General features: G+C 71.8%; 19 protein-coding genes. 15 read left to right on the top strand and 4 right to left on the bottom strand.

What is annotated here, in order from left to right; translation table 11 throughout:
* The coding region (locus AC0Z36_RS18740) for a hypothetical protein (protein WP_485464084.1) at positions 1-220 on the top strand (220 nt) is incomplete at its 5' end.
* Between the two features lie 82 nt (positions 221-302).
* Here AC0Z36_RS18740 and AC0Z36_RS18745 read toward each other — a convergent pair.
* Entirely contained in the window at positions 303-755 is a 453-nt protein-coding gene (locus AC0Z36_RS18745) for an SRPBCC domain-containing protein (RefSeq protein ID WP_485464085.1), read from the bottom strand.
* 140 nt (positions 756-895) lie between these two features.
* Between AC0Z36_RS18745 and AC0Z36_RS18750 the strand changes: the two genes are divergently transcribed.
* Entirely contained in the window at positions 896-2,527 is a 1,632-nt protein-coding gene (locus AC0Z36_RS18750; protein WP_485464086.1) for an amidohydrolase, read from the top strand.
* Between the two features lie 108 nt (positions 2,528-2,635).
* On the opposite strand, the gene yczE is transcribed toward AC0Z36_RS18750, so the two are convergent.
* Positions 2,636-3,295: a membrane protein YczE gene (yczE, locus tag AC0Z36_RS18755; RefSeq protein ID WP_485464087.1), complete on the bottom strand. Its 660-nt coding sequence runs from the start codon at positions 3,293-3,295 to the stop codon at positions 2,636-2,638.
* Positions 3,296-3,472: 177 nt separating this feature from the next.
* On the opposite strand from yczE, the gene yczR reads away from it, so the two are divergent.
* From yczR to AC0Z36_RS18770, 3 genes are all read left to right on the top strand, one after another.
* The gene (yczR, locus tag AC0Z36_RS18760) at positions 3,473-4,987 is read left to right on the top strand and encodes a MocR-like transcription factor YczR (protein ID WP_485464088.1); all 1,515 of its coding nucleotides are present in this window, start codon (positions 3,473-3,475) and stop codon (positions 4,985-4,987) included.
* Positions 4,988-5,971: 984 nt separating this feature from the next.
* Complete coding sequence (lnt, locus tag AC0Z36_RS18765; RefSeq protein ID WP_485464089.1) at positions 5,972-7,816, top strand: apolipoprotein N-acyltransferase; 1,845 nt, start codon at positions 5,972-5,974, stop codon at positions 7,814-7,816.
* Positions 7,817-7,878: 62 nt separating this feature from the next.
* Entirely contained in the window at positions 7,879-8,685 is an 807-nt protein-coding gene (locus AC0Z36_RS18770) for a polyprenol monophosphomannose synthase (protein WP_485464143.1), read from the top strand.
* Between the two features lie 55 nt (positions 8,686-8,740).
* Here AC0Z36_RS18770 and AC0Z36_RS18775 read toward each other — a convergent pair whose 3' ends face one another.
* Positions 8,741-9,763, bottom strand: coding sequence for a (2Fe-2S)-binding protein (locus AC0Z36_RS18775; protein WP_485464090.1), 1,023 nt, complete (start codon positions 9,761-9,763; stop codon positions 8,741-8,743).
* Between the two features lie 159 nt (positions 9,764-9,922).
* On the opposite strand from AC0Z36_RS18775, the gene AC0Z36_RS18780 reads away from it, so the two are divergent.
* The 10 genes from AC0Z36_RS18780 to AC0Z36_RS18825 all read left to right on the top strand — a co-directional run bounded on the left by AC0Z36_RS18780 (position 9,923) and on the right by AC0Z36_RS18825 (position 21,934).
* Positions 9,923-10,948 (top strand): FecCD family ABC transporter permease, encoded by a 1,026-nt coding sequence (locus AC0Z36_RS18780; protein WP_485464091.1) that lies wholly within the window; start codon positions 9,923-9,925, stop codon positions 10,946-10,948.
* The gene (locus AC0Z36_RS18785; RefSeq protein ID WP_485464092.1) at positions 10,945-12,018 is read left to right on the top strand and encodes a FecCD family ABC transporter permease; all 1,074 of its coding nucleotides are present in this window, start codon (positions 10,945-10,947) and stop codon (positions 12,016-12,018) included. Before AC0Z36_RS18780 ends, AC0Z36_RS18785 begins: the two co-directional genes overlap by 4 nt.
* Entirely contained in the window at positions 12,015-12,932 is a 918-nt protein-coding gene (locus tag AC0Z36_RS18790) for an ABC transporter ATP-binding protein (RefSeq protein ID WP_485464093.1), read from the top strand. Before AC0Z36_RS18785 ends, AC0Z36_RS18790 begins: the two co-directional genes overlap by 4 nt.
* 70 nt (positions 12,933-13,002) lie before the next feature.
* Positions 13,003-14,034, top strand: a complete 1,032-nt coding sequence (locus AC0Z36_RS18795) for an ABC transporter substrate-binding protein (RefSeq protein WP_485464094.1) — start codon at positions 13,003-13,005, stop codon at positions 14,032-14,034.
* A 92-nt stretch (positions 14,035-14,126) separates the two neighbouring features.
* Positions 14,127-15,320, top strand: a complete 1,194-nt coding sequence (locus tag AC0Z36_RS18800; protein WP_485464095.1) for an ATP-grasp domain-containing protein — start codon at positions 14,127-14,129, stop codon at positions 15,318-15,320.
* Complete coding sequence (locus tag AC0Z36_RS18805; protein WP_485464096.1) at positions 15,317-17,053, top strand: IucA/IucC family protein; 1,737 nt, start codon at positions 15,317-15,319, stop codon at positions 17,051-17,053. The genes AC0Z36_RS18800 and AC0Z36_RS18805 overlap by 4 nt, the downstream gene beginning before the upstream one ends.
* Positions 17,050-18,345 carry an MFS transporter gene (locus AC0Z36_RS18810; protein ID WP_485464097.1) on the top strand — a complete coding sequence of 432 codons (1,296 nt, stop codon included), beginning with the start codon at positions 17,050-17,052 and terminating at the stop codon, positions 18,343-18,345. The genes AC0Z36_RS18805 and AC0Z36_RS18810 overlap by 4 nt, the downstream gene beginning before the upstream one ends.
* Before the next feature lie 11 nt (positions 18,346-18,356).
* Positions 18,357-20,099 (top strand): IucA/IucC family protein, encoded by a 1,743-nt coding sequence (locus AC0Z36_RS18815; protein WP_485464098.1) that lies wholly within the window; start codon positions 18,357-18,359, stop codon positions 20,097-20,099.
* On the top strand, positions 20,099-21,373 hold the full coding sequence (locus tag AC0Z36_RS18820) for a type III PLP-dependent enzyme (RefSeq protein WP_485464099.1): 1,275 nt from the start codon (positions 20,099-20,101) through the stop codon (positions 21,371-21,373). Before AC0Z36_RS18815 ends, AC0Z36_RS18820 begins: the two co-directional genes overlap by 1 nt.
* 3 nt (positions 21,374-21,376) lie before the next feature.
* A complete protein-coding gene (locus tag AC0Z36_RS18825) occupies positions 21,377-21,934 on the top strand; it encodes an FxsA family protein (protein ID WP_485464100.1) in 558 nt (185 codons plus the stop codon).
* Between the two features lie 348 nt (positions 21,935-22,282).
* On the opposite strand, the gene AC0Z36_RS18830 is transcribed toward AC0Z36_RS18825, so the two are convergent.
* Complete coding sequence (locus tag AC0Z36_RS18830; RefSeq protein WP_485464101.1) at positions 22,283-22,657, bottom strand: RNA polymerase-binding protein RbpA; 375 nt, start codon at positions 22,655-22,657, stop codon at positions 22,283-22,285.
* Between the last annotated feature and the right edge of the window lie 327 nt (positions 22,658-22,984).

The raw sequence follows: 22,984 nt of genomic DNA on the forward strand, positions 1-22,984 counted from the left end.
TCCCGACCCGCACCACCGTGAGGCGACGGGCGCGAAGCGTCCCGACCCGCACCACCGTGAGGCGACGGGCGCGAAGCGTCCCGACCCGCACCACCGTGAGGCGACGGGCGCGAAGCGTCCCGACCCGCACCACCCCGCAGGCGACGGGCGCGAAGCGTCCCGAGCGCGCCCGGAGGGCGCGGCCCGACCGGGCGACGCGCGGGCGCCGAACGGCCCCTGAGCGAAGCGAAGGGGACGAGAGGACGACGCCCGCGCTTGGAGCCCGGCTCAAAAGAGGAGCCCGGCTCAAAAGAGGAGCCCGGCTAAAGAGCCGTGGCCGAGATGTCCGGGTTCAGTCCCGCCCGCGCCATGCTGTGCTCCAGCCAGGACCGCAGTGTGGTCACGAAATAGGTCCAGCCCTGGGTCTGTCCCACGGCCTGGGCCATGCCCTCGGCGGTGACGGGGAAGTCTGATTCGGTGATGGTCAGCAGCGTGCGGCCGGGTTCCGCGGTGGTCAGTCCGATGGTGACGGTGGCGGTAGCGGGTCCGGTGGCCGGCCACTGCCAGGAGATCAGCTTGTCGGTCTCGATCCATAGCACCCTGACCTCCACGACGGCGTCCCCGGCGTGCCCGAACGTCCAGGTGACCGTGGTGTCCTGGACGAGGGGGCCGGAGGCTGTGGTGGTGAAGAACTGGTTGAGGCCGTCGGGCGTCACGATGGTGCGGAAGATCTCCGCGGCCGGCCGGTCGATGGCGTCCTTGACGACGATCTTCATGCGGTCCGTCCTGTTCGGTCGACTGTGCGTTACTTTCTGTAATTAAATGCACAATAAATGACAATCTGGGTAAATGGTGTCAAGAGTGCTTCCTGCGGGCGGTGCGGGCCGCCCGGTACGCCCGCGCCACAATGGATCCCATGACCACCACGCTCCTGCGCAACGGCGCGATCCACAGCCCCGCCGACCCGTTCGCGACCGCCATGGTCGTCGAGGACGACACCGTCGCCTGGATCGGCGCCGAAGGCGCGGCCGACGCCCACACCGACGCCGTCGACCGGGTCGTCGACCTGCAAGGTGCCCTGGTCACCCCGGCGTTCGTCGACGCGCACGTGCACGCCACCGCCACCGGACTCGCCCTGACCGGCCTGGACCTGTCCGCCGCCGTGTCGCTCGCCGACCTGCTGCGCCGCCTGGAGGAGCACTCCCGCCGCCTGGGCCTGCGCGGCCCCGGCGCGGTCGTGCTGGGCCAGGGCTGGGACGACACCCGCTGGCCCGAGAAGCGCCCGCCCACCCCCGCGGAGCTGGCCGCGGCCACCGGCGGCGCGAAGGTCTACCTGTCCCGCGTCGACGTGCACTCCGCGGTGGTGTCCCCGGCGCTCCTGGCCGCCGTCCCCGCCTACCCGGCGGTGTCCGGGTACAGCCCCGACGCGCCGGTCACCGGCTCCGGGCACCACATACTGCGCGCCGCTGCCTTCGCCGCCCTGACCGCCGCCCAGCGCGCCGAAGCGCAGCGCGCCACCCGGCGCCGGGCCGCCGAACTGGGCATCGCCGCGCTCCACGAGTGCGGCGGCCCCGAAATCGCCGGGGAGGCCGACTTCCGCGGCCTGCTCGCCCTGGCCGCCGCCGAAGCCGGACCCGAGGTCGTCGGCTACTGGGGGCAGGCGGTCACCCGAGCCCAGGAGGCCAAGGAACTCGCCGTCGACATGGGCGCCCACGGCCTGGGCGGCGACCTGTTCGCCGACGGCTCGCTGGGCTCGCACACCGCCTGCTGCAGCCAGGCGTACACCGACCGGCCCGGCGAGACCGGCAACGCCTACCTCACCCGTGAGCACATCGCCCGGCACGTGACCGCCTGCACCGAGGCCGGGATCCAGGCGGGCTTCCACGCCATCGGCGACGCCGCGATCGCCGCCGTGACCGGGGGCCTGGGCGACGCCGCGCAACTGACCGGCATCACCGCCGTCCGCGCGCTGCGCCACCGCGTCGAACACCTGATGCTGCCCGACCAGGGCGTCATCGCCCGGCTGGCCGACCTGGGCGCGGTCGCCTCCGTGCAGCCGGCGTTCGACGCCCACTGGGGCGGCGCGGAGGGCATGTACGCCGAGCGGCTCGGCGCCGGACGCGCCGCGGGCCTCAACCCGTTCGGGTCGCTCAACCGCGCCGGAGTGCCGCTGGCCTTCGGCTCGGACGCACCCGTCACCCCCATGGACCCGTGGGGCACCGTACGGGCCGCCGCCTTCCACCGCACCCCCGGCGAGCGCATCAGCGTCCGCGCCGCGTTCGCCGCGCACACCCGCGGCGGACACCGCGCCGTGGGCCGCGACAACGAAGGGGTCCTGATGCCGGGGGCACAGGCGTCCTACGCGGTGTGGCGCACCGGCGACCTCGTCGTCCAGGCCCCCGACAACCGGGTGTCAGGCTGGTCCACCGACCCGAGTTCCGGAACCCCCGGCCTGCCCGACCTGACCCCGGGCGTGCCGCTTCCGGTGTGCCTGCGCACGGCGGTACGGGGCACGGTCGTGCACGAGGTGGAGGGCGCTTTCGCGTAAGTCCTCCCGTACAGCGGAAAAATGCTGAGGGGGCGTCACCCGGTCTGCGGGTGACGCCCGCAGGCCTTGTACGGAAAACGGCCGGAACGTGCCGCGGCGCACCGCGGCTCAGACGGCTGCGGGTGCGGCGTCGGGCACCGGGGGAGCGGGCTCCGGCCCGGCTGCGGCCGCAGGACGGTTCCCGGCTTCGGTCCCGGTCTTGGGCCCGGCCTCCGGGACGGTGAACAGCGGCAGGAAGACCTGCACCAGCGGGCCGATCGCCAACGCGTACACAACCGTGCCCAGACCGACCGAACCGCCCATCAGCATGCCGACCAGGAGCGCGGTGATCTCGATCGACGTGCGCACCAGCCGCACCGACCGGCCCGTGCGCGCCACCAGGCCCGTCATCAGGCCGTCGCGCGGACCAGGACCGAAGCGCGCCCCGATGTACAGACCACCGGCGATCGCATTCAGCACCACCCCCGACACCAGGAACAGTCCGCGCAGCCACAGGGCGTCCAGGTCGGGCAGGGCCCACAGGCCCGCGTCCACCGCCAGGCCGATCACGAACACGTTGCTGACCGTGCCGAGTCCCGGCCGCTGCCGCATCGGTATCCACAACAGCAGCACCACCGCACCCACGATGATCGTGACCGTCCCGAAGGACAACGGCGTACGCTCCGTCAGCCCCTGATGGAACACATCCCACGGGTCAAGTCCCAGACCGGCCCGCAGCATCACCGCCATGCTGAACCCGTACAGCGACAAACCCACGTACAACTGCACCAAACGGCGTGTCAACAACCAGCCCGACCGGTCCACTGAACCCCCAACATTCGCCACAGGCTTCCGTAAAAAAAGCCACTGATGCGAGAATCCCGGCAACCGGACCGGCGATCCAGAGCCAATCGTCCACAAGTGGACTCGGCCCGGACCGCCTGACACCTCGAGACGAGTCGCCCGATGAGCAGCAGCGCACCCCACCTGTCGGTCAGCAGCCACCGCCTGTCCCAGCTCCTGCAACCCTGGCCCGGCGGCGACCAGAGCGGACCCCCCGCCCCGGCGACGCGGACCACGCCGGGACAGCGCTCCACCCCGGCGTACCAGGCCCTCGCCGACCGCGTCCGCGCCCTCATCCTCGACGGCCGACTCCCGCTGACAGCCCGCATCCCCGCCGAACGCCAGCTCGCCGACGGACTCGGAGTCTCCCGCACCACCGTCGCCGCCGCCTACGACCTGCTGCGCGCCGACGGCTACCTGCACTCCCGCCGCGGGTCCGGCTCGTGGACCACTCTCCCCGGCACCAGCGCCGACATCCCCACCCGCGGCCTGTCGCCCACCAGCTCAACCGGCGTCATCGACCTCGGCCCCGCCGCCCTCCCCGGGCCCGGACGCCCCCTGCACCGCGCCCTGGCCGACGCGTCGGACTCCCTGCCCACCTACACCGCAGGACACGGCTACTTCCCCCTGGGCATCCCCGTCCTGCGCGAAACCCTCGCCGACCGCTACACCCGCCGCGGCCTGCCCACCACCCCCGACCAGATCATCGTCACCACCGGCGCCCTCACCGCCTTCACCCTGGTCATGCGCACCCTCCTGCGCGCCGGCGACCGCGTCGCCGTCGAATCACCCACCTACGCCAACGGCCTGGACGCCATCCGCCAGACCGGCGCCCGGCCCGTCCCCGTCCCCATGACCGACACCGGCTGGGACGTCGACGCCTGGCGCGACACCCTGCGCACCGCGGCACCCCGCCTGGCCTACCTCATCCCCGACTTCCACAACCCCACCGGCCACCTCGCCGACGCCGACACCCGGCGCACCCTCACCTCCCTGGCCCGCTCCACCGGAACCACCCTCATCGTCGACGAGACCTGCGCCGACCTCGACCTCGACGGCAACAACCCCGTCTCCACGGCCACCTGGGACCACGACGGCACCGTCATCACCCTGGGCTCCACCTCCAAGACCTTCTGGGGCGGCCTGCGCATCGGCTGGATCCGCACCACCGCCGACCTCGCCCGCCGCGTCGCCGCCACCCGCGCCGCCCTCGACGTCGGCGCCCCCGTACTCGACCAGCTCATCACCCACCACCTCATGGCCGACCACGAGGCCGGAATCATGGCGGAGCGGCTCCCGGTCCTGCGCACCGCCCGCGACCACCTGGCCGCCGAACTGCGCACCCACCTGCCCGACTGGACCTTCACCGTCCCGCCCGGCGGCCTGTCCCTGTGGGCCCACCTCGGCCCCCTGTCCGCACCCGCCCTCGCCCAGACCGCCATCCGCCACAGCGTCCGCATCGCCCCCGGCACCCACTTCGGCAACCACGGCACCTTCGAACACCACCTGCGCATCCCCTACACGCTGGACAATCCGACACTCACCGAAGCTGTCCGCCGGCTTGCCGTCGCCGCCGCGGAGACCCGCCGCAGCCCGGCCACCAACCACACCCCGCACACCACGACCTGCCTGGCTTGACTTACGCCGGCTCCAAGCACGGACGTCTTCCTCCGGTCCCCGTCGCTTCGCTCCGTGGCCCGTCGGCGTCCGTGCGTCGCCGGAAAAGCCGCGTCCTCCGGACGCGCTCCCTCGCTTCGCGCGGTCGCCTCGTCCGTGGTGCGGCTTCGCTGCTTGTCGCCGGCTCCAAGCACGGACGTCTTCCTCCGGTCCCCGTCGGCGTCCGTGCGTCGCCGGAAAAGCCGCGTCCTCCGGCGGTTTCCGTACGCGCGCCGGAGGTTGCCGGACCGTTTCAAACCCATGCCACCCCAAAGGCGTCCGAACGGGTCACCGTTAGACCGACCGGACGCCGAACCGCCACTCCGCACGCCGTAGCGCAACACCCCCGAAACACCCGACCTGACCTGCGTTGATACCAGAACACCGCAGGTCAAGGCGATGTTGACAACCAACCGTCACCCCCCAGTACGTTCGAGCCGTCCACCGCAGGACGAAGTCGACGAGAAGGCCTTCCCCGAGCACGTACCCGCCCCGGGCCCCAAGTGGCGACACCCGCCACCGGCAGCCAGGCCCGGACCCGGCGGCACCCCACGTCCCGTGTGGCCGCAACACGGCCAGGGCCCGCGAAGCAGCAACCCGTGCAGCTGCCCCGCAGGCCGGAAGGACCCACCCGCCGGAAGGTGAGACACCGGACGGGGCCCGGACGCCCAACAGACAACGACCACCCAGGCCCGCAGCCGGCCGGCCGGGTGTCGGCCCGAAGGGCGTCCAGGCCTCTCCGTGCGTCCCCGCGCCCCGGCGCGCCCTCCCGTACGCGCACCCGTACGCGCGGTTTCCCACGACACCGCGCCCGGGACTGCCTGAACCACTGCGGCTGCCGTGAACACCAAGCGCCCGACGTTGTACCGTCACTCCCTACAAGCCCCGCCGTGCGGCCCCCGCGACACCGCGCCGCGCCGCCGCCGGGGCCGCACGAGTGACACGGACAAAAAAAGGGGCCCACCTGTGCTGCAGCACGACGGCGCGACCGCGACCCCCGCACCCGCGGGCGCGCCTGTGGACACGGCCGCGCCCGGGGACGCCCCGGTGGACGAACCCGCGGACGTGCCCGGAGGCAGGGCCGCGGACGGGACTGCGGAATCGCCCGCAGAACCGGTGACGCCACCCCCCGGGCCCGAACCGGAGGCTCGGCCCGGGCCCGGCCGCCTGCTGCGCGTGAACGCCGCGCTGCGCCACGAACTCCGGCACCCGGCCCGCGCCCTCACCGCCATCGCCGCCGGTCTCCTGCTGGGACTGTCCTTCCCCCCGTACGACCTGTGGCCGCTGAGCATCCCCGCCGTCGCCGCGCTCACCCTCACCGTCCACGGGCGCAGCGCCAAAGCCGGTTTCGGCTACGGTCTGCTGGCCGGTCTGCCCTTCATGCTCTGGCTCCTGAAGTGGCTCCGTGTCGTCGGCACCGACGCGTGGATCGCACTGTCGGTGATCCAGGCCCTGTTCATCGCCGTCCTGGCCATGGCGCTGGCCGTCACCACCAGGCTGCGCCTGTGGCCCCTGTGGACGGCCTGCCTGTGGGTCCTGCAGGAACTCGCCCGCGACCGGCAGCCGTTCGGCGGATTCCCGTGGGGCCGCCTGGCCTTCGCGCACACTGAAAGCCCCTTCACGCCGCTCGCGGCCATCGCGGGAGCCCCCGCGGTCACCTTCGCCGTCGCGCTCACCTCCGGGTTCCTGGCCTGGGCCGCGCTGCGCCTGTACCGCACCCGCGACCGCCGCGCCCTGATAACTTCCGGCGCCGCCCTCGTCGCAGCCTGCGCCCTCCCGGCCGCCGCGTACGCCGTCCCCGTCCCCACCGGCGGACAGACCACCGCCGGGCCCGCCGCGGTCACCGTCGCCCTCGTGCAGGGCAACGTCCCGCGCTCAGGGCTGGACTTCCTCGGCCAGCGCCGCGCAGTCCTGGACAACCACGTCAACGCGACGCACAAACTCGCCAAAGACCTTCGGGACAACCCCGGCAAGCCCAAACCCGACCTGGTCATCTGGCCGGAGAACTCCTCCGACCTCAACCCGTTCGCCGAACCCGACGCGTACCGCGCCATCGACGACGCGGTCAAGGACATCGGCGTTCCGGTCCTGACCGGCGTCCTGGTCGAAGGCCCCGACGACACGCACATCCAGAACGAAGGCATCGTCTGGGACCCCGTCACCGGGCCGGGCGAGCAGTACACCAAACGCCACCCCGTGCCGTTCGGCGAGTACATCCCCTTCCGCTCCGTGCTCACCAAGGTGATCAGCCGCCTGGAGATGGTGCCCCGCGACTTCTACGCCGGGAAGACCGTCGGCGTCATGGACCTGGGCCCCGCCCGCATCGGCGACGTCATCTGCTTCGAGATCGCGTACGACCAGATCGTCCGTGACGCGGTCACCCACGGCGGACGCGTCCTGGTCGTCCAGACCAACAACGCCACCTACGGGCGCAGCGGCCAGCCCGAGCAGCAGCTCGCGATGAGCAGACTCCGTGCCGTCGAACACGGCCGCGCCGTCCTGATCGCCGCGACCAGTGGCATCAGCGGCGTCGTCACCCCCGACGGGAAGGTCAGCCGCCGGACCGCGGAGTTCACCGCCGAGACGATCGTCACCAGCATTCCCCTGCGCGACAGTCAGACCGTCGCCACCCGCCTGGGCGCGGCCCCGGAATGGACCCTGGGGGCGATCGGCCTGGCCGCACTGCTCTACGCTCTGGCACGGACTTCCCGTACAAATCGGCTCAGCGCGCGCCGACGCAACGCCACACCCGGACGGGCGGCCCGTCCCACCGCGCCCCACACGACCACACCAGGGAAGATCGAACCGTGAACGGCACCACCGGACACGCCCCCGACGACCCGCACAAAAGCGCCCGCGCACAAGGAGAAGACGTGACCGACCCCGAGCCGACGACAACCTTCGCCGACCTCGGCCGGATCCTTGTCATCATCCCCACGTACAACGAGGCCGAGAACATCACCGGCATCGTGGCCCGGCTGCGCGACGCCGTCCCCGAGGCGCACGTCCTGATCGCCGACGACAACAGTCCTGACGGTACCGGCGACCTCGCCGACACCCTGGCCAAGGACGACGGGAACGTCAACGTCCTGCACCGCAGGGGCAAGGAGGGCCTGGGCGCCGCCTACCTGGCCGGTTTCGCCTGGGCCATCGCCGAAGGCTATGAAGTCCTGGTCGAGATGGACGCCGACGGCTCGCACCAGCCCGAGCAGTTGCCCAGGCTGCTCACCGCGCTGCGGGACGCCGACCTGGTCCAGGGCTCGCGTTGGGTGCCGGGCGGCGGCGTCGTCAACTGGCCGCTGCACCGCAAGATCATCTCGCGTGGTGGCAGCACCTACTCGCGGCTCATGCTCGGCCTCGACATCCGCGACGTCACCGGCGGCTACCGTGCGTTCCGCACCGCGACGCTCCAGGGCATCGGGATGGACGAAGTCGCCTCCCAGGGCTACTGCTTCCAGGTCGACCTCGCCTGGCGCGCGGTCCGCCGCGGTTACCGGGTCGTTGAAGTGCCCATCACGTTCATCGAGCGTGAGAAGGGCAACAGCAAGATGAGCAACACGATCGTCGCCGAGGCGCTGTGGCGTGTGACCGCGTGGGGTGCGGGGCGGGCCGCCGGGAAGTACCGCGACGGTGCGGACCCCAAGGGCGACGGTGCGGACCCCAAGAAGGACGCCGGGTAGTACCGGTCGCGGGCACAGTTGTCAGGGGCGTCCCGCACGGGGCGCCCCTTTGTCGTCAGGAGACGGCGAGCGCCGGTTCCAGTCTGCGCAGTCGCTCCGCGTCGCCGGTGCGCGGGCAGGTGGAGCAAGCCTCGGCGGGTTTGATCGCGTAGTACAGGCAGCAGCCGAGCCGGGTGCGCGTCGGGTACGACTGCCCGCACGGGCCGGTGAGTTCGCGGAAGTCCGCGCCGCCGGGGAACGGCGTCACGCCGGTGGGCAGCAGTGCGGTGGCGGCCCGTACCGCGTCCGGCTCCCGGCCGAGCATCCGGCCGAGGTACCAGATCCCGGAGACCAGGTCGTCGCCGGCCATGCCCCACAGGGCGCGCGGACCGCGCCGCATCCGGGGTCCGGCCGCTGCGAGCAGTGGTTCCAGGTGGTCGGCGACGGCGGCCCGCAGTGCGGCGCGCAGCGCCTCCTCGTCGCGGACGACGCGGACGCCGGGCAGTCGCGCGGCCGGGTCGTCGGGGAGGCAGGTGAACGGTCCCGGGACGATCTCGAACTTCCCTGTCGTCAGATGGATCCGGACGTCCTGCGGGCGGACCCGCGGGACCCGGCGGTCCAGGTACCAGGGGCCGCTCATCAGCAGTGAGACGGACCACAGGTAGTGGTGCAGGGCGCGGGAGGCGGCGACGTCCGGGCGGGCGGTGTGCCGGTGCCCGGCTTCGATGCGGGCGGACTCGCCTGCGACGAACGCGTCGAACACCTCCGGGCGGGAGGCCAGTTCCGCGCCGTCGACCCAGCCTTCCGCGCCGTCGGCTCCGTCGGTCCGGCCTTTGGTCCTGCCGGTTGTGGCGGTTGTGGCGGTCGTGTCGGTCCGGCCGTCCGTCCCTTCCGTGTCGTCCGTCCCTTCCGTGTCGTCCGTCCCTTCCGTGTCGTCCGTCCCTTCCGTGTCGTCAGTTCCGTCCGTTCCGGCGGTCCGGACTTCGGCGGAGTGCGGCCCGGGGGAGGCGATCTCCACGTCCAGTGATTCGCACACCAGGGTCAGGTGCCGGTAGGCCGTGACGGGGCCGACTGCCGGAGCCGGCGGGTACATGGTCATCGACGTTCCTCAGCACCAGTGGGACACGGAAGGGCAAGGCAAGGCTTACCTTAGCTGAAATTGGATCAGGCGCACCCGTGGTCCCGCGTGGCGCGCGAACACACGGAAGAGTGTTGCGGGTTGACAGGGTTAGGTGTGCCTAACCTAAGCTGCGCTCTCGTGTCCAAGACAGCGCGGGCGGCCCCTCCGGGCGCACCCCATTCCCTCGTACGGCGAATCCCCCTCCTCCTGGTGGGAGTCGCCGCGCTGGCCCTTTGTGCCGTACTGAGCCTGGCCCTCGGGTCGCGTTCGGTACCGCTGTCCACCGTGGCCGACGCCCTGCTGCACAACGGCGGTGGACGCGACGCCCTGGTGGTCACCGGACTGCGGCTGCCCCGCACCGTCGTCGGCCTCGCCGTCGGCGCGGCGCTCGGCGTCGCCGGGGCCGTCGCCCAGGGCGTCACCCGCAACCCCCTGGCCTCACCCACCACCCTCGGCATCAACGCCGGAGCCGGATTCGCCGTCGTCACCGCGATCTACGCACTCCACCTCACCCGGCCCGCCGAGTACCTGTGGTTCGCCTTCGCGGGCGCCGCCGCCGCCGCGGTCTTCGCCCAGACGCTCGCCAAACGTTCCGGCGACCTCGACCCCGTGCGCCTCGCGCTCGGCGGGACCGTACTGACCGCCGTCCTGGTCTCCTGGACCTCGGCCGTGATGCTGGCCAGCAGGCGCACCCTGGACGAAGCCCGGTTCTGGCTGGCCGGCTCGCTCTCCGAACGCACCTTCGACATGCTTTACCCGGTCCTGCCGATGCTGGTCGCCGGCCTGGTCCTGGCCTTCGCGATCGCCCCGGCGCTCAACGCCCTCGCGCTGGGCGACGAGAGCGCCCGGTCCCTCGGCGTGCCGGTCACGAAGATCCGTATCGCGGGCGGCCTTTCAGTCGTTCTGCTGGCCGGCTCGGCCGTCGCCGTCGCCGGGCCGGTCGCCTTCATCGGACTCGCCGCCCCCCACCTGGCCCGCCTGGTGGTCGGCGGCGACCACCGCCTCCTGATTCCCGCCAGCCTCATCGCCGGCCCCCTGCTGCTGCTGTCCGCAGACATCCTCGGACGACTCGTCGTCCGCCCGTCCGAACTGGAGGTCGGCATCGTCACCGCCTTCCTCGGCGCACCCCTGCTGGCCGTACTGGCCCGGAAGGTGGCCCGATGACCACCGCCGTCCGGCCCGGTGCCCGCCCCCGCCCACCCGCGGAACAGACCGGGCCGGCCAAGCGGCCGGGCCGCTCCCGCCGCACCCTGCTCATCAGCGTGTGCGCCGTCGTCATCCTGTGCGCACTGGTCACCACCGCGGTCACCACCGGCCAGGTCACCCTGTCCGCGACCGTCGCGCTGCGCGCGCTGTTCGGCTTCGGGGACTCCGGCGACGTCCTGGTCGTCCAGGACTTCCGGGCGCCCCGGATGGCCTCGGCGCTCATCGCCGGAGCCGGACTGGCCGTCGGCGGCGCACTGCTGCAACGACTGTTCCGCAACCCCCTGGCCTCACCCGACGTGATGGGCGTGACCGGCGGCGCCTCCCTCGGCGCGGTGGTCCTGCTCGCCACCGGCGCCTCCCAGGCGCTCATCCCGGTCGCCGCGCTCGGCGGCGGCATGCTCGCCGCCCTGCTGCTCGGCGTCTTCGCCTGGAACTCCGGACTCGCCGTCACCCGCCTGGTCCTGGTCGGCCTCGCCGTGCAGGCCGGCCTCGCCGCGGCCGTCAACCTCATGGTCGTCCGGTTCCCCGCCGAACTGGCCACCTCCGCCCTGCAGTGGACCACCGGATCGCTGTACGGCCGGACCTGGACCGAGGTCAACGCCGCGGGCGGCCTGACGGTCCTCGCCCTGGCCGCGGCCTTCGCGCAGTACCGGAGGCTGTCCGTCCTGGACCTGGGCGACGACGCGGCCGGCGCACTCGGCCTGAACCCGTCCGCCGCCCGCCTCCAGATCCTCGTCACCGCCGTCGTGCTGGCCTCACTGGCCGCCGCGCTCACCGGCCCGGTCGCCTTCGTGGCCCTGGCCGTACCCCACATGGTGCGGTTCATCGCCGGACCGCCGACCCCCGGCACCCTCGCGCTCACCGGCCTGGCCGGCGCCGTACTCCTGCTCGCCTCCGACCTGGTGGTGCAGCACCTGCTCCCGGTGCGCGGGCTCCCCGTCGGAGTCGTCACCGCGACCCTCGGCGCGCCCTGGCTCCTGGCACTGATGATCCGTCAAAGCAGGCCGGCCCACCGGAGTACCGGATGACTACGACCCGACCGACCCCCACCGCCCCCGCCACGGAGCCGGACCCGAACGTGAGTGCGAAATCGACCGTGAACGCCAAGCCGACCGCACCGGCGGGCACCGGCACGAACCCGAACCAGCTGGCCACCCACGCCCTCGACCTGCGCTACGGCGACCGGCTCGTCATCGACGGCCTCGACCTGGTCATCCCCGGCAACGCCGTCACCGCGATCGTCGGCCCCAACGCCTGCGGCAAGTCCACGCTCCTGCGCGGCCTCACCCGGCTGCTCGCCCCCGCGGGCGGCACGGTGACCCTGGACGGCTCGGACATCCACCGGATGCCGGCCCGCGCACTGGCCCGCCGCATGGGCCTGCTGCCGCAGCAGCCCGTCACGCCCGACGCGATCACCGTCGAGGCGCTGGTCCGGCTCGGCCGCTATCCGCACCAGCGGATGCTCAACCCCTGGTCGGCCGCCGACCAGTCCGCCGTGGAGGAAGCGCTGGAGCGCACCGGCACCACAGAACTGCGCGACCAGCCGGTCGACCAGCTCTCCGGCGGCCAGCGGCAGCGCGCCTGGATCGCCCTCACGCTGGCCCAGGACACCGAACTGCTGCTGCTCGACGAACCGACGACCTTCCTCGACCTGCGGCACCAGCTCGACGTCCTCGACCTCGTCGCCGACCTGCACGCCGAGGCGGGCCGCACCGTCGTGATGGTGCTGCACGACCTCGGACAGGCCGCCCGCTACGCAGACCACCTGGTGGTCCTCAAAGACGGCCGGCTGGCCGCCGCCGGACCGCCGGCCGACGTCCTGGACGCCGCACTGGTCAAGTCCGTGTTCGACGTGGACTGCCGGGTCGTCCCCGACCCGGAGACCGGGACACCCCTGGTCGTCCCCAGAGCCAGGGCCCGCAGCTCCGCCGTACCCGCCTGACCTCCCACCCCCGCACTGTCCCACCCCGCCCCGCCGCACCCGCGCCCACAGCAAGGACCAACCAACCCTCATGTCCCCCGTACACACGCTCCGCCGGACAGCCCGCCCCGCCGCCGCAGTCCTCGCCGTCGTCCTCAGCGCCGCCGCCCTCGCGGGCTGCGGAAACAGCGACAACAGCGACAACACCAAGGCAGCCGCGGACACCAAGCCCACGGCAGCCGCGGACAACACCGGCTTCCCCCGCACCATCGACCACGCCATGGGCAGCACCAAGATCCCGTCCAAGCCGAAGCGCGTCATCGTCCTCGACACCGGCGAACTGGACGACGTCACCCTGCTCGGCATCAAGCCGGTCGGCGCGGTCTCCCCGCACATGAAGACCGACGGCGGCTTCCCGGCGTACCTCAAGGACAAGATCGGCGACGTCAAGGACGTCGGCCCGTCCGCCGAACCGAACCTCGAACTGATCATGTCCCTCAAGCCGGACCTGATCCTGTCCTCCAAAGTCCGCCACGAAAAGGTCTACGCCAAGCTCCAGGCCATCGCCCCGACCGTCTTCACCACCACCACCGGCCTGCCGTGGAAGGACAACCTCGCCGTCCACGCCAAGGCCCTCGGCCTGGAGAACGAGGCCGCCACCGCCCTCAAGACGTACGAGGACAAGGCCAAGAAGCTCGGCGAGGCCATCAAGGCCAAGAACGGCGGCACGCTGCCGTCCGCCTCAGTCGTCCGCTTCGTCGCCGGACCCACCCGCCTGTACCAGAAGGCCTCCTACAGCGGCGTCGTACTCGCCGACATAGGCCTGACCCGCCCGGCCTCACAGTCCTCCGAGGACCCGAAGGTCACCATGCTCGACGTCAGCCCGGAGCAGATCGACAAGGCCGAGGCCGACCTGGTGTTCGTCGCCCTGGCCGACGTCCCGGAGAAGACCCAGCAGAAGGCCGTCACCAACAACCCGGTCTGGCAGGACCTGGCCGCGGTCAAGGGCAACAAGGTCTTCAACGTGGCCGACGAGACGTGGATGTCCGGCATCGGCGTCCAGGCCGCCACGCTCGTCCTGGCCGACGTCGCCAAGGCCACAGGCGTGGAACTCCCCAAGTAGCCCCGAAGTAACTTTCCCAGCGCGCGGAAGGGGCGGGCCACACCAAGGCCCGCCCCTCCTTCCCCCACCGCACCGAGAAAGGGCCACCACCCGTGCGGCTTTACCTCCTCGCCCTCAACCCCACCGACTCGGTCACCGAGGGCTTCCTCCCAGCCGCCGCCCGGCTCGGCCTGGACGTCACCGTCCTCACCGACAAACCCGCCCCCCACCTGCGGGCCTACGGGGACACAGTCGAGGTCCTGGAGTGCGACGTACGGGACTTCCGCGCAGTGGTCACCCGCATCTCCACCCACCACACCCCCGACGCGGTCTTCTCCAACAGCGACCACCTCCAGACCCAGACCGCCCTGGCCGCCGCCTACTTCGCACTCCCCGCCAAGAGCTGGCAGGCCGCACTGCGCGCCAAGGACAAAGCCGAGATGCGCCGCCACCTGGCGGCGACCGGCGCCGACACCGTCTGGTCCGCCGAACTCGCCCCCGGCCAGGACCCCGGCGAACTCCTCCGCCACCCGGTGCCGCACCGCTGCGTCGTCAAGCCGCGCGAAGGAGTCGCCAGCGAAGACGTGGTACTGACCCAAGGGCCCGGAGAACTGCTACAGCGCTGCCAGGAGATCCAGGCCCGCCGCCCCCAGGCACCGCTCGTCGTGGAGGAATACCTCACCGGAGAGCTGTACACCCTCGAAACCCTCGGCGACGGCCACACCCGCCACATCCTGGGCGGCTTCCACACCGGACTGTCCCCGCTCCCGCACTTCATCGAAGAGTGGCTGACGTTCGTCCCCGCCCACCCCGGACCGGTCACCGCCCAGGTCCTGGCCCAACTCGACGCACTCGGCGTCGGATTCGGCGCCTGCCACACCGAGTTCGTCGTCCAGGACGGCCGCGCCCGCATCATCGAAGTCAACTACCGCGCCATCGGCGACCAGTGCGACCTCCTGCTCGCCGGACTGCTCGGCATCCCACTGTTCGAACACATCCTCAACACACACCTGGGACAACCACTGCCCGCCGACCTCGGCGCCCGCACCGACGGCCGGGCACGCCTGGACTACCCCTGCGCCGACCGCGCCGGAACACTGACCGCAGCCCCCGCCGCCACCGACCAGACGACCGACGGCGTACGGATCACCTACCGGCCCCTGCGACCCGTCGGCGAACACCACCGACACCACAGGACCAACCGCGACTACCTCGGCGTCCTGCGCACCACCGGCACCGACCAGGACACCGTCGACCGCGTCGCAGCCGCCTTCCTCACCGCCCAGCACTGGGAGATCACCCCGTGACGGCCACAGCCACCGCGGACACGGCACAAACCGAACTGCTCCTGCGGGTGCTCAGCGCACTCCTGCGCGAAGACGTCGTCGGCCTGCGCACCCGCAGCACCCCCGTCGACCGGCCCGACGGCCGCTGGCTGCGGCTACCGCTGCCCGGCGGCACCGACGCCCTGCTCCTGCCGGTGACCGCAGACGGCTTCCAGTGCGAATACGGCGCCCGCCTGCCGCTGCTGCGCACCGAGTCCGGCGGCACCGACCTCACCGGCCACGACACCGTCCTGGCCGCGCTGCGCACACTGGCCGACCCCGCCGACCGGGAAGGCTTCGACGCCTTCGCCGAAGAGTGCCGGCAGACCCTCGCCACCCTGCGCCTGCACAACGACAACAGTGAGGCCGTACGGAAAGGACTCGCGCGAACGTACGGCCCCGACCCCAGCCGGTGGACCGGCCCGGCCGCCACACTGGGCCACGACACCCTCGCCGCCTACCTCGACCACCCCGTGTACCCCACCGCCCGCGGCAGGGCAGGACTCGGCGAACACGGACTGCGCGCCTACGCCCCCGAATTCCACCCCACGTTCGAACTGGCCTGGACCGCCGTACCCCGGCACACCCTCACCGTCCACGACCCCCAGGCCAACGGCCTGCCGCACTGGTGGCCCACACCAGCCGGGCTCGGCCTGCCGCACCTCGACGACACCCACCTCGCCCTCCCGGTCCACCCACTGACCCTCGGACACTTGCCGGAACCGCCGAACGGGGGAGTGGTGGCGCAGCGCCGGCACACCCGGGTCGTCCCCACCCTCTCCATGCGCACCGTCGCCCTGGCCGACGACCCCACCCTGCACCTGAAACTCCCCCTGGCCACCGCAACCCTGGGCCTGCGCAACCGGCGGACCATAAAACCCGGAACCCTCGTGGACGGCGCAGCCGGCCAACGCCTGCTCGAAGCAGTGACCGCACGCGAACCACGCTTCCAGGACACCGTCCTGCACACCGACGAGCAGCAGTTCCTGCACGCGGGCCACGAAACCCTCGCCGTCCTGCTGCGCCGCTACCCGGCCGGGCTCGACAACGCCGTCGTGGTCCCGCTCGCCGCCCTCCTGGCCCAGGAGCCGGGCGGACGACTGGTGATCGACCGCCTCGCCGACCGCTTCTACGCCGGCGACCCCGTCGCCCTGCTCGACGCCCACCTCAGCGTGCTCTTCGACTGGCAGACCACACTCTTCGGCTACGGCATCGCCCTGGAATCCCACCAGCAGAACATCTCCCTGGTCCTGGACCAGCCCGGGGGAGCCACCCGCCTGCGTCTGCTGTTCAAGGACAACGACGGACCCCGGATCAACTCCACCCGGCTCGGCGCGCGCCTGGGGCCGCCCCCGGAGTTCGACGACTCCCGCACCTTCACCGACCGGGACGGGCCGCTCACCGACCTGTTCACCACCATCACCGTCCACCTGTGCGCCGGTGCCTACGCCTTCGGCCTGGCCCGGCACGGCCGGGCACCGCTGGACCGGCTCCTGCGCCTGGTCCGCGACCGCCTCGACGAGGCCGTCGGCCGACTGGACGCCCAGGCCGCGGCGACCCTGCGCACGCACGTCCTGGACGCCCCCCACCTGCCGGTCAAGGCGATGGTCAGCGCGGGAACCCTGCTCAGCAAAGAACGCTCCGGCGCCGCCGACGTCAACAAGCACTACACGACGGGCCCCAACTACCTCCTGCGCGGCGGTGGGCCGCGATGACCGCCGAGTCGCCGCCGGCCCAAGCACCGCCCACCACCGGCAGAACCGCCCGGGACCGCCCGGCGGGGGGACTGGACCGCCGCCAGGTGCACGCCGTGGCCGCCTGCTACTTCGTCGCGTCCTTCGCCGCGCTGGGCCTGCCCCCGTACCTCACCTCGATCCTCCCCGAACTGGGCGACACCACCGCCCACTGGGCCGGCCTGCTGTACATCGTCCCCACCGTCTTCGGCGGACTGGCCGCACCCCTGTGGGGGAGACTCGCCGACCGCTACGGCCGCAAACGGCTGCTGCTGCGCGCCCAACTGGGCCTGGCCCTGTCCTTCGTGCTGGCCGGAGCCGCCGACTCGCTCGCGACGTTCACCGCCGCACTGGTCCTCCAGGGCATCCTCGGCGGCACCTTCGCCGCCACGAACGGCTACCTGGCCGCCGGACTGGACGGCGCCCGGCTCTCCTGGGCACTGACCCTCATGCAGGGCAGCGCCCGCGCCGCACTGGTCGCCGCCCCGATCGTGGTGGGCTCCCTCTCACCCTGGCTGTCACCGCACCGGCAGTACGCCGTACTGGCGCTGCTCCCGCTCACCGCGGCCGTCATGCTCGCCCTGCTCCCCGAACCGCGGACCGAACTGCGACCGCGGCCCGAAGTGAAGCCCGCACCAGCCGCAGCGGCCCCCGAAACCTCCCCACAGGCCACCTCCCCACAGCCCGAACCCGCACAACCCGAACCCGCACAGCCCACCCCGGCCAGGACCTCCCTGCGGACCCTCTACACCTTCGAATTCGCGTTCGTCTTCTCCACGGTCATCTCCTTCCCCTACCTGATCGCCCTGGTAGAGGACCGAATATCCGGGGTCTCCGCGGTCCTGGCCGGGGTGATCTTCGCCCTCCCGCACCTGTGCTACCTGATACTGGCCGCACCCGTGCACCGCGTCTTCCAGCCCAGACCCCGGCTCGGCATCACCCTCGGATTCGCCCTGGTGGCCCTCGGCCTCGCCGGACACGCCCTCGCGGATTCACTCACCACCTTCACCGCAGTACGCCTCGTGCTCGGCGGCGGCCTCACCCTCGGCCTGGTCTGCCTCTCCCTCCTCGCGGCCGACGCAGCCCACGGACGCTCACCCGGCCAGATGTTCGGCCACCTTGAGTTCGTCTCCAAAGGCGGAGCCGTCGCCGCCGGAGTGGTCGCGGCCCTCTGCAACAGCGCGTTCGGCCCGGCCGCCCCCGTCCTGGCCGGCACCGCCGTCGCCCTGACCACGGTCGCCGCCGCCACCCACGCGCTCTTCTCCCACCCCTGACGGAGCCGTCGATGTCGTTCCCTACGCGCCTCGCGCAGCCCACCACCCGCCCCACGGACCTCCCCACAGCCGACCACGTGGTGGCCCACACCCTCCTCAACTGCCTGCTCCGCGAAGTCTCAGGCCCCGAACACCAGACCGCCGTCACCGACGGCCACCTCCTCCTGCGCCTGCCGCGCGCAGGCGTACTGCTGCGGGTGAAACTCCGCCGCACCTCACTCCTGGGCGCCCACCGCTTCACCGGACCGGTCACCGCACAGGCCGACGGCGACACGGACTGGACCGAACCGGGCTGGTCCCACCTCGCCGCCCACGTCCACACCGAACTGACCCTGCGCACCGGCGTCCCCAACGAGGAATTCCTCGACCAGATCGCCTCCAGCCACCAAGGCGTGGCCGCCGCCCTCACCCGGCGGACCCCACCCGACCCGACCGGCCCCGACGCCGTCTACCTGGAGTCCGAACAGTCACTCCTGTTCGGCCACCGCTTCCACCCCACCCCCAAAGCCCGCACCGGAGAGCCCGGCTCCTGGGCCGCCTACGCCCCGGAAGCCGGCGCCTCCTTCCCGCTGCGCCTCCTGGCCGTACGCGACCACCTGACCGCCCAGGAGACCGCCCACCCCGGCGCGACCGACCCACTCGACCGCCTGCACCCGGTACCCGCCGGCTACCGCCTCCTGCCCGCCCACCCCTGGCAGTACGGCCTGCTCCGCACCGACCCGGCCCTCCAGGCCGCCCTGGCCACCGGCGACATCCTGGACCTCGGCACCGGCGACACCCCCTTCACCCCCACCGCCTCGGTCCGCACCCTCTACGACGGCGACACCTTCCTCAAGTTCAGCCTCAACATCCGCATCACCAACTGCCTGCGCAAGAACGCCTCCTACGAACTCTCCGGCGCGGTCGCCCTCACCACGCTGCTCACCCCGGTCCTCGACGACCTCGCCGCCCGCTACCCCGGCACCGCCATGCTCCGCGAACCCGCGTACCGCAGCCTCGCCCTCCCCGGCCCCGACGGCCACCCCGACCTCGGACTCCTCGAAGGCTTCGGCGTGATCGTCCGCGACGGCCTGGCCGCACACCTGCTCCCCGGCGTCACCCCGCTGCTCGCCGCCGCCGTCGCCGACGAATACCCCACCGGACCAGCACACGTCTCCCAACTCCTCGAAGGAGCCGGACCCCAGACCGTCCTGGACTGGTGGGCCGCCTACACACGGCTGCTCTTCCCACCCGTACTCGCGGCCTACTTCGACCACGGCGTCGTCCTCGAACCCCACCTGCAGAACGTCCTGATCGGCGTCGACACCGACGGCATGCCCGCCCAGGTCCTCTTCCGCGACCTCGAAGGCACCAAGCTCCTCCCCGAACGCCACGCCGCCACCCTCGCCGCGCTCCCCGCCGACGTCGCCCGCCCCATGGCCTACGACGCCCAGCGCGGCTGGGACCGCGTCGTCTACTGCCTCCTGGTCAACCACGCCGCCGAACTCCTCGCAGCCCTCGCCGACCTGCACCCGCAGACCGAAGTCGCCCTGTGGACCCAAGTGCGCACCACCCTGCGCGAATACGCCGCCCTGAACGGCTGCCCACCCCGGCTGAGCGCCCTCCTGGCCGGCGTCCCCCTGCCCGCCAAGGCCAACCTGCTCACCCGCTGGGAACGCAAGGCCGACCGCGACGCCGGATACGTACGACTCCAGTCCCCGTTCGCCGACGACATGCTGTCCGCAGCCGACCGCACCAACCCCTGGAACCAGTGATGATCACCGACGCCGTCCACAAGCACGTCACCGCCCTGGCACCCCAGGACCTCCCCGCCTACGTCTACGACCTGACCGCACTGGCCGAGCACGCCCGTACAGTCCGCGACGCACTCCCCGAACGCGTCGAGCTCTACTACGCGGCCAAAGCCAACCCCGAACCCGAGATCCTCACCGCACTCGCCCCACACGTCGACGGCTTCGAAGTCTCATCCGGCGGAGAACTCACCCACGTACACCAAGCCGTCCCCAACGCACCGCTCGCCTTCAGCGGCCCCGGCAAAACCCCCACCGAGATCACCACCGCCCTCAGCCTCGGCGTACCGCGCTTCCACGTCGAAAGCCTCCACGAACTGCACATGCTCGGCCACCTGGCCGCCGCCCACGCCCCCGAAGCCCACACCGGCGTCCTCCTGCGCTTCAACCTCCCGCTGCCCGCCGACACCCTGGACGGCAGCGCCCTCACCATGGGCGGCAGCCCCACCGCCTTCGGCCTCGACCCCGGCCAGGCCGACACCGCCGTCCGCCTCCTCACCGACGGCACCTACCCCCACCTGGAACTGCTCGGCGTCCACACCCACCTCGCCAGCGGACTGCACGCCGCCGAACAACTCGCCGTAGCCGGACAAACCGTCACCTGGGCCGCCGACCTCGCCGAACGCCACCGCATCCCACTCCCCGAAGTCAACATCGGCGGCGGCATGTCCGTCGACTACGCCGACCCCGGAGCCCGCTTCAACTGGCCCGCCTACGGCACCGGCCTCGCCCGCCTCACCACAGCCCACCCCGACCTCACCCTGCGCATCGAACCCGGCCGCGCACTCACCGCCTACTGCGGCTGGTACGCCACCGAAGTACTCGACGTCAAACACAGCCACGGCGAAGAATTCGCCGTCCTGCGCGGCGGCACACACCACCTGCGCACCCCCGCCGCCAAACAGCACGACCAACCCTGCGCCGTACTCCCCGTCGAACACTGGCCCCACCCCTGGCCACGCCCCACCGCCCACCACGACCACATCACCCTCGCCGGCCAGCTCTGCACCCCCAAAGACATCCTCGCCCGCCACGTCCCAGCCCCCGGACTGCGCGCCGCCGACCGCATCGTCTTCGCCCTGACCGGCGCCTACGCCTGGAACATCTCCCACCACGACTTCCTCATGCACCCCCACCCCGCCGCCCACTTCCTCCCCGACACCCCCAGGAACGCAACCGGCCCCCGGCGAGTTGTAATAACACAAGAACCCGGAAACCCGCAGAACCGAAGGACGTGACCCATGCCGCCAGGCACCCGGCCCACCGCGCGAACCCGCCGGAAAAAGGCACTGCCCCTGGCGCTCGCCGCCCTCCTGGTGACCGAGATCGTCCTCATCAGCCTCGTCGGCAGCGCGATCGGAGCCGGACCCACCGTCCTGCTCCTGCTCGCCGGAGTCATCCTCGGCGGCCTCGTCATCCGCTACGCGGCCCGCCGCGCCCTGGCCACCCTGCGCGAGACCCACAGCCGTGAGACCGGCGACCCCACCGCCGACAGCGCCGAAATCACCCGCACCGCAGGCGACGCCGGACTCATCACCGTGGCCGGACTCCTGCTGATCATGCCCGGCTTCCTCAGCGACGCACTCGGCCTCCTGCTCCTCCTCCCGGGCGTCCGGCCCCCGCTGCGCCGACTCATCGCCGGCCAGGTGCTGCGCCGCACCCGCCTGGGCCCGGTCGTGGCGCAGGCCCGCATGCACCGCCCCGACGGCAAGGTCGTCCAGGGCGAGGTCATCGACCCGGAGCGTCCGTACGGGAGCACCCCGTACGACGGCGGTCCCGGCCGGGTCATCCAGGGCTGAACTGATGCCGGGCTCCAAGCCCGGCGTACTTCCTCACATCCCCGTCGCTTCGCTCCGGGGCTGAACTGATGCCGGGCTCCAAGCCCGGCGTACTTCCTCACATCCCCGTCGCTTCGCTCCAGGGCTGAACTGATGCCGGGCTCCAAGCCCGGCGTACTTCCTCACATCCCCGTCGCTTCGCTCCAGGGCTGTTCGGCGCCAGGCGTCGCCCGGGTCAAGCCGCCGGCTCCGCCGGCGCTCCCTCGCTGCGCTCGGTCGCTCCACCCACGGGACACGGGAGGGGCCCGACAACACCTTTCAGTGTTGTCGGGCCCCTCCCGTTGAACGTCCAGTCGACCTTGTCGGGGGTCAGGCGCTCTTGCGGTTGCTCCGCGGGTCGTGGTGCAGGTTGATCCCACCTGAGCGGAGGATCGCCAGCCGCTCGGCCAGCACCTCCTCCAACTCCTCCCGGGTCCGCCGTTCCATCAGCATGTCCCAGTGTGTCCTGGCGGGCTTGTTCTTCTTCTCCTCCGGCGGTGCCCCGTCCACCAGCTGGGCGATCGCGCCGCAGCTGCGGCACTCCCACAGTGACGGGATCTCCGCTTCCACGGAGAAGGGCATCTCGAACCGGTGCCCTCGCGGGCATGCGTACTCCACGCTCGTGCGTGGAGCCAGATCGATTCCACGGTCGGTCTCGTAGCTGGTGGCGCCGAGGCGCGTGCCGCGGAGAGCTCGCTCACTCATGAATCGTCCCTCCTGGGCTTCAGGTACCCACTTCGACAGGGGTGGCCGTATCAACTGACAGATCAACGCCGGGCAGGGTCCGAAGATTCCCGATCACCGAATGTGGCCGGTGGTGAAGGCGAAGCCCGCGTCGGAGGAGTGGCTACCCACAAAAAGTAAATTTGGCACATCAGGGATAGAAACCAACAAAATGGCTCATCAATGCAGGTTGATAGTATGAATAACGGGCCTTTAGCTCCAACTTAACACCCAATCACCCACAAGCCCACTGGATCACCAGCCCGAACCGGTGATCCACTGATCCGCAACCAGCCACGGACATCTGCA

This window comes from Kitasatospora sp. UYEF31, assembly GCF_057291755.1.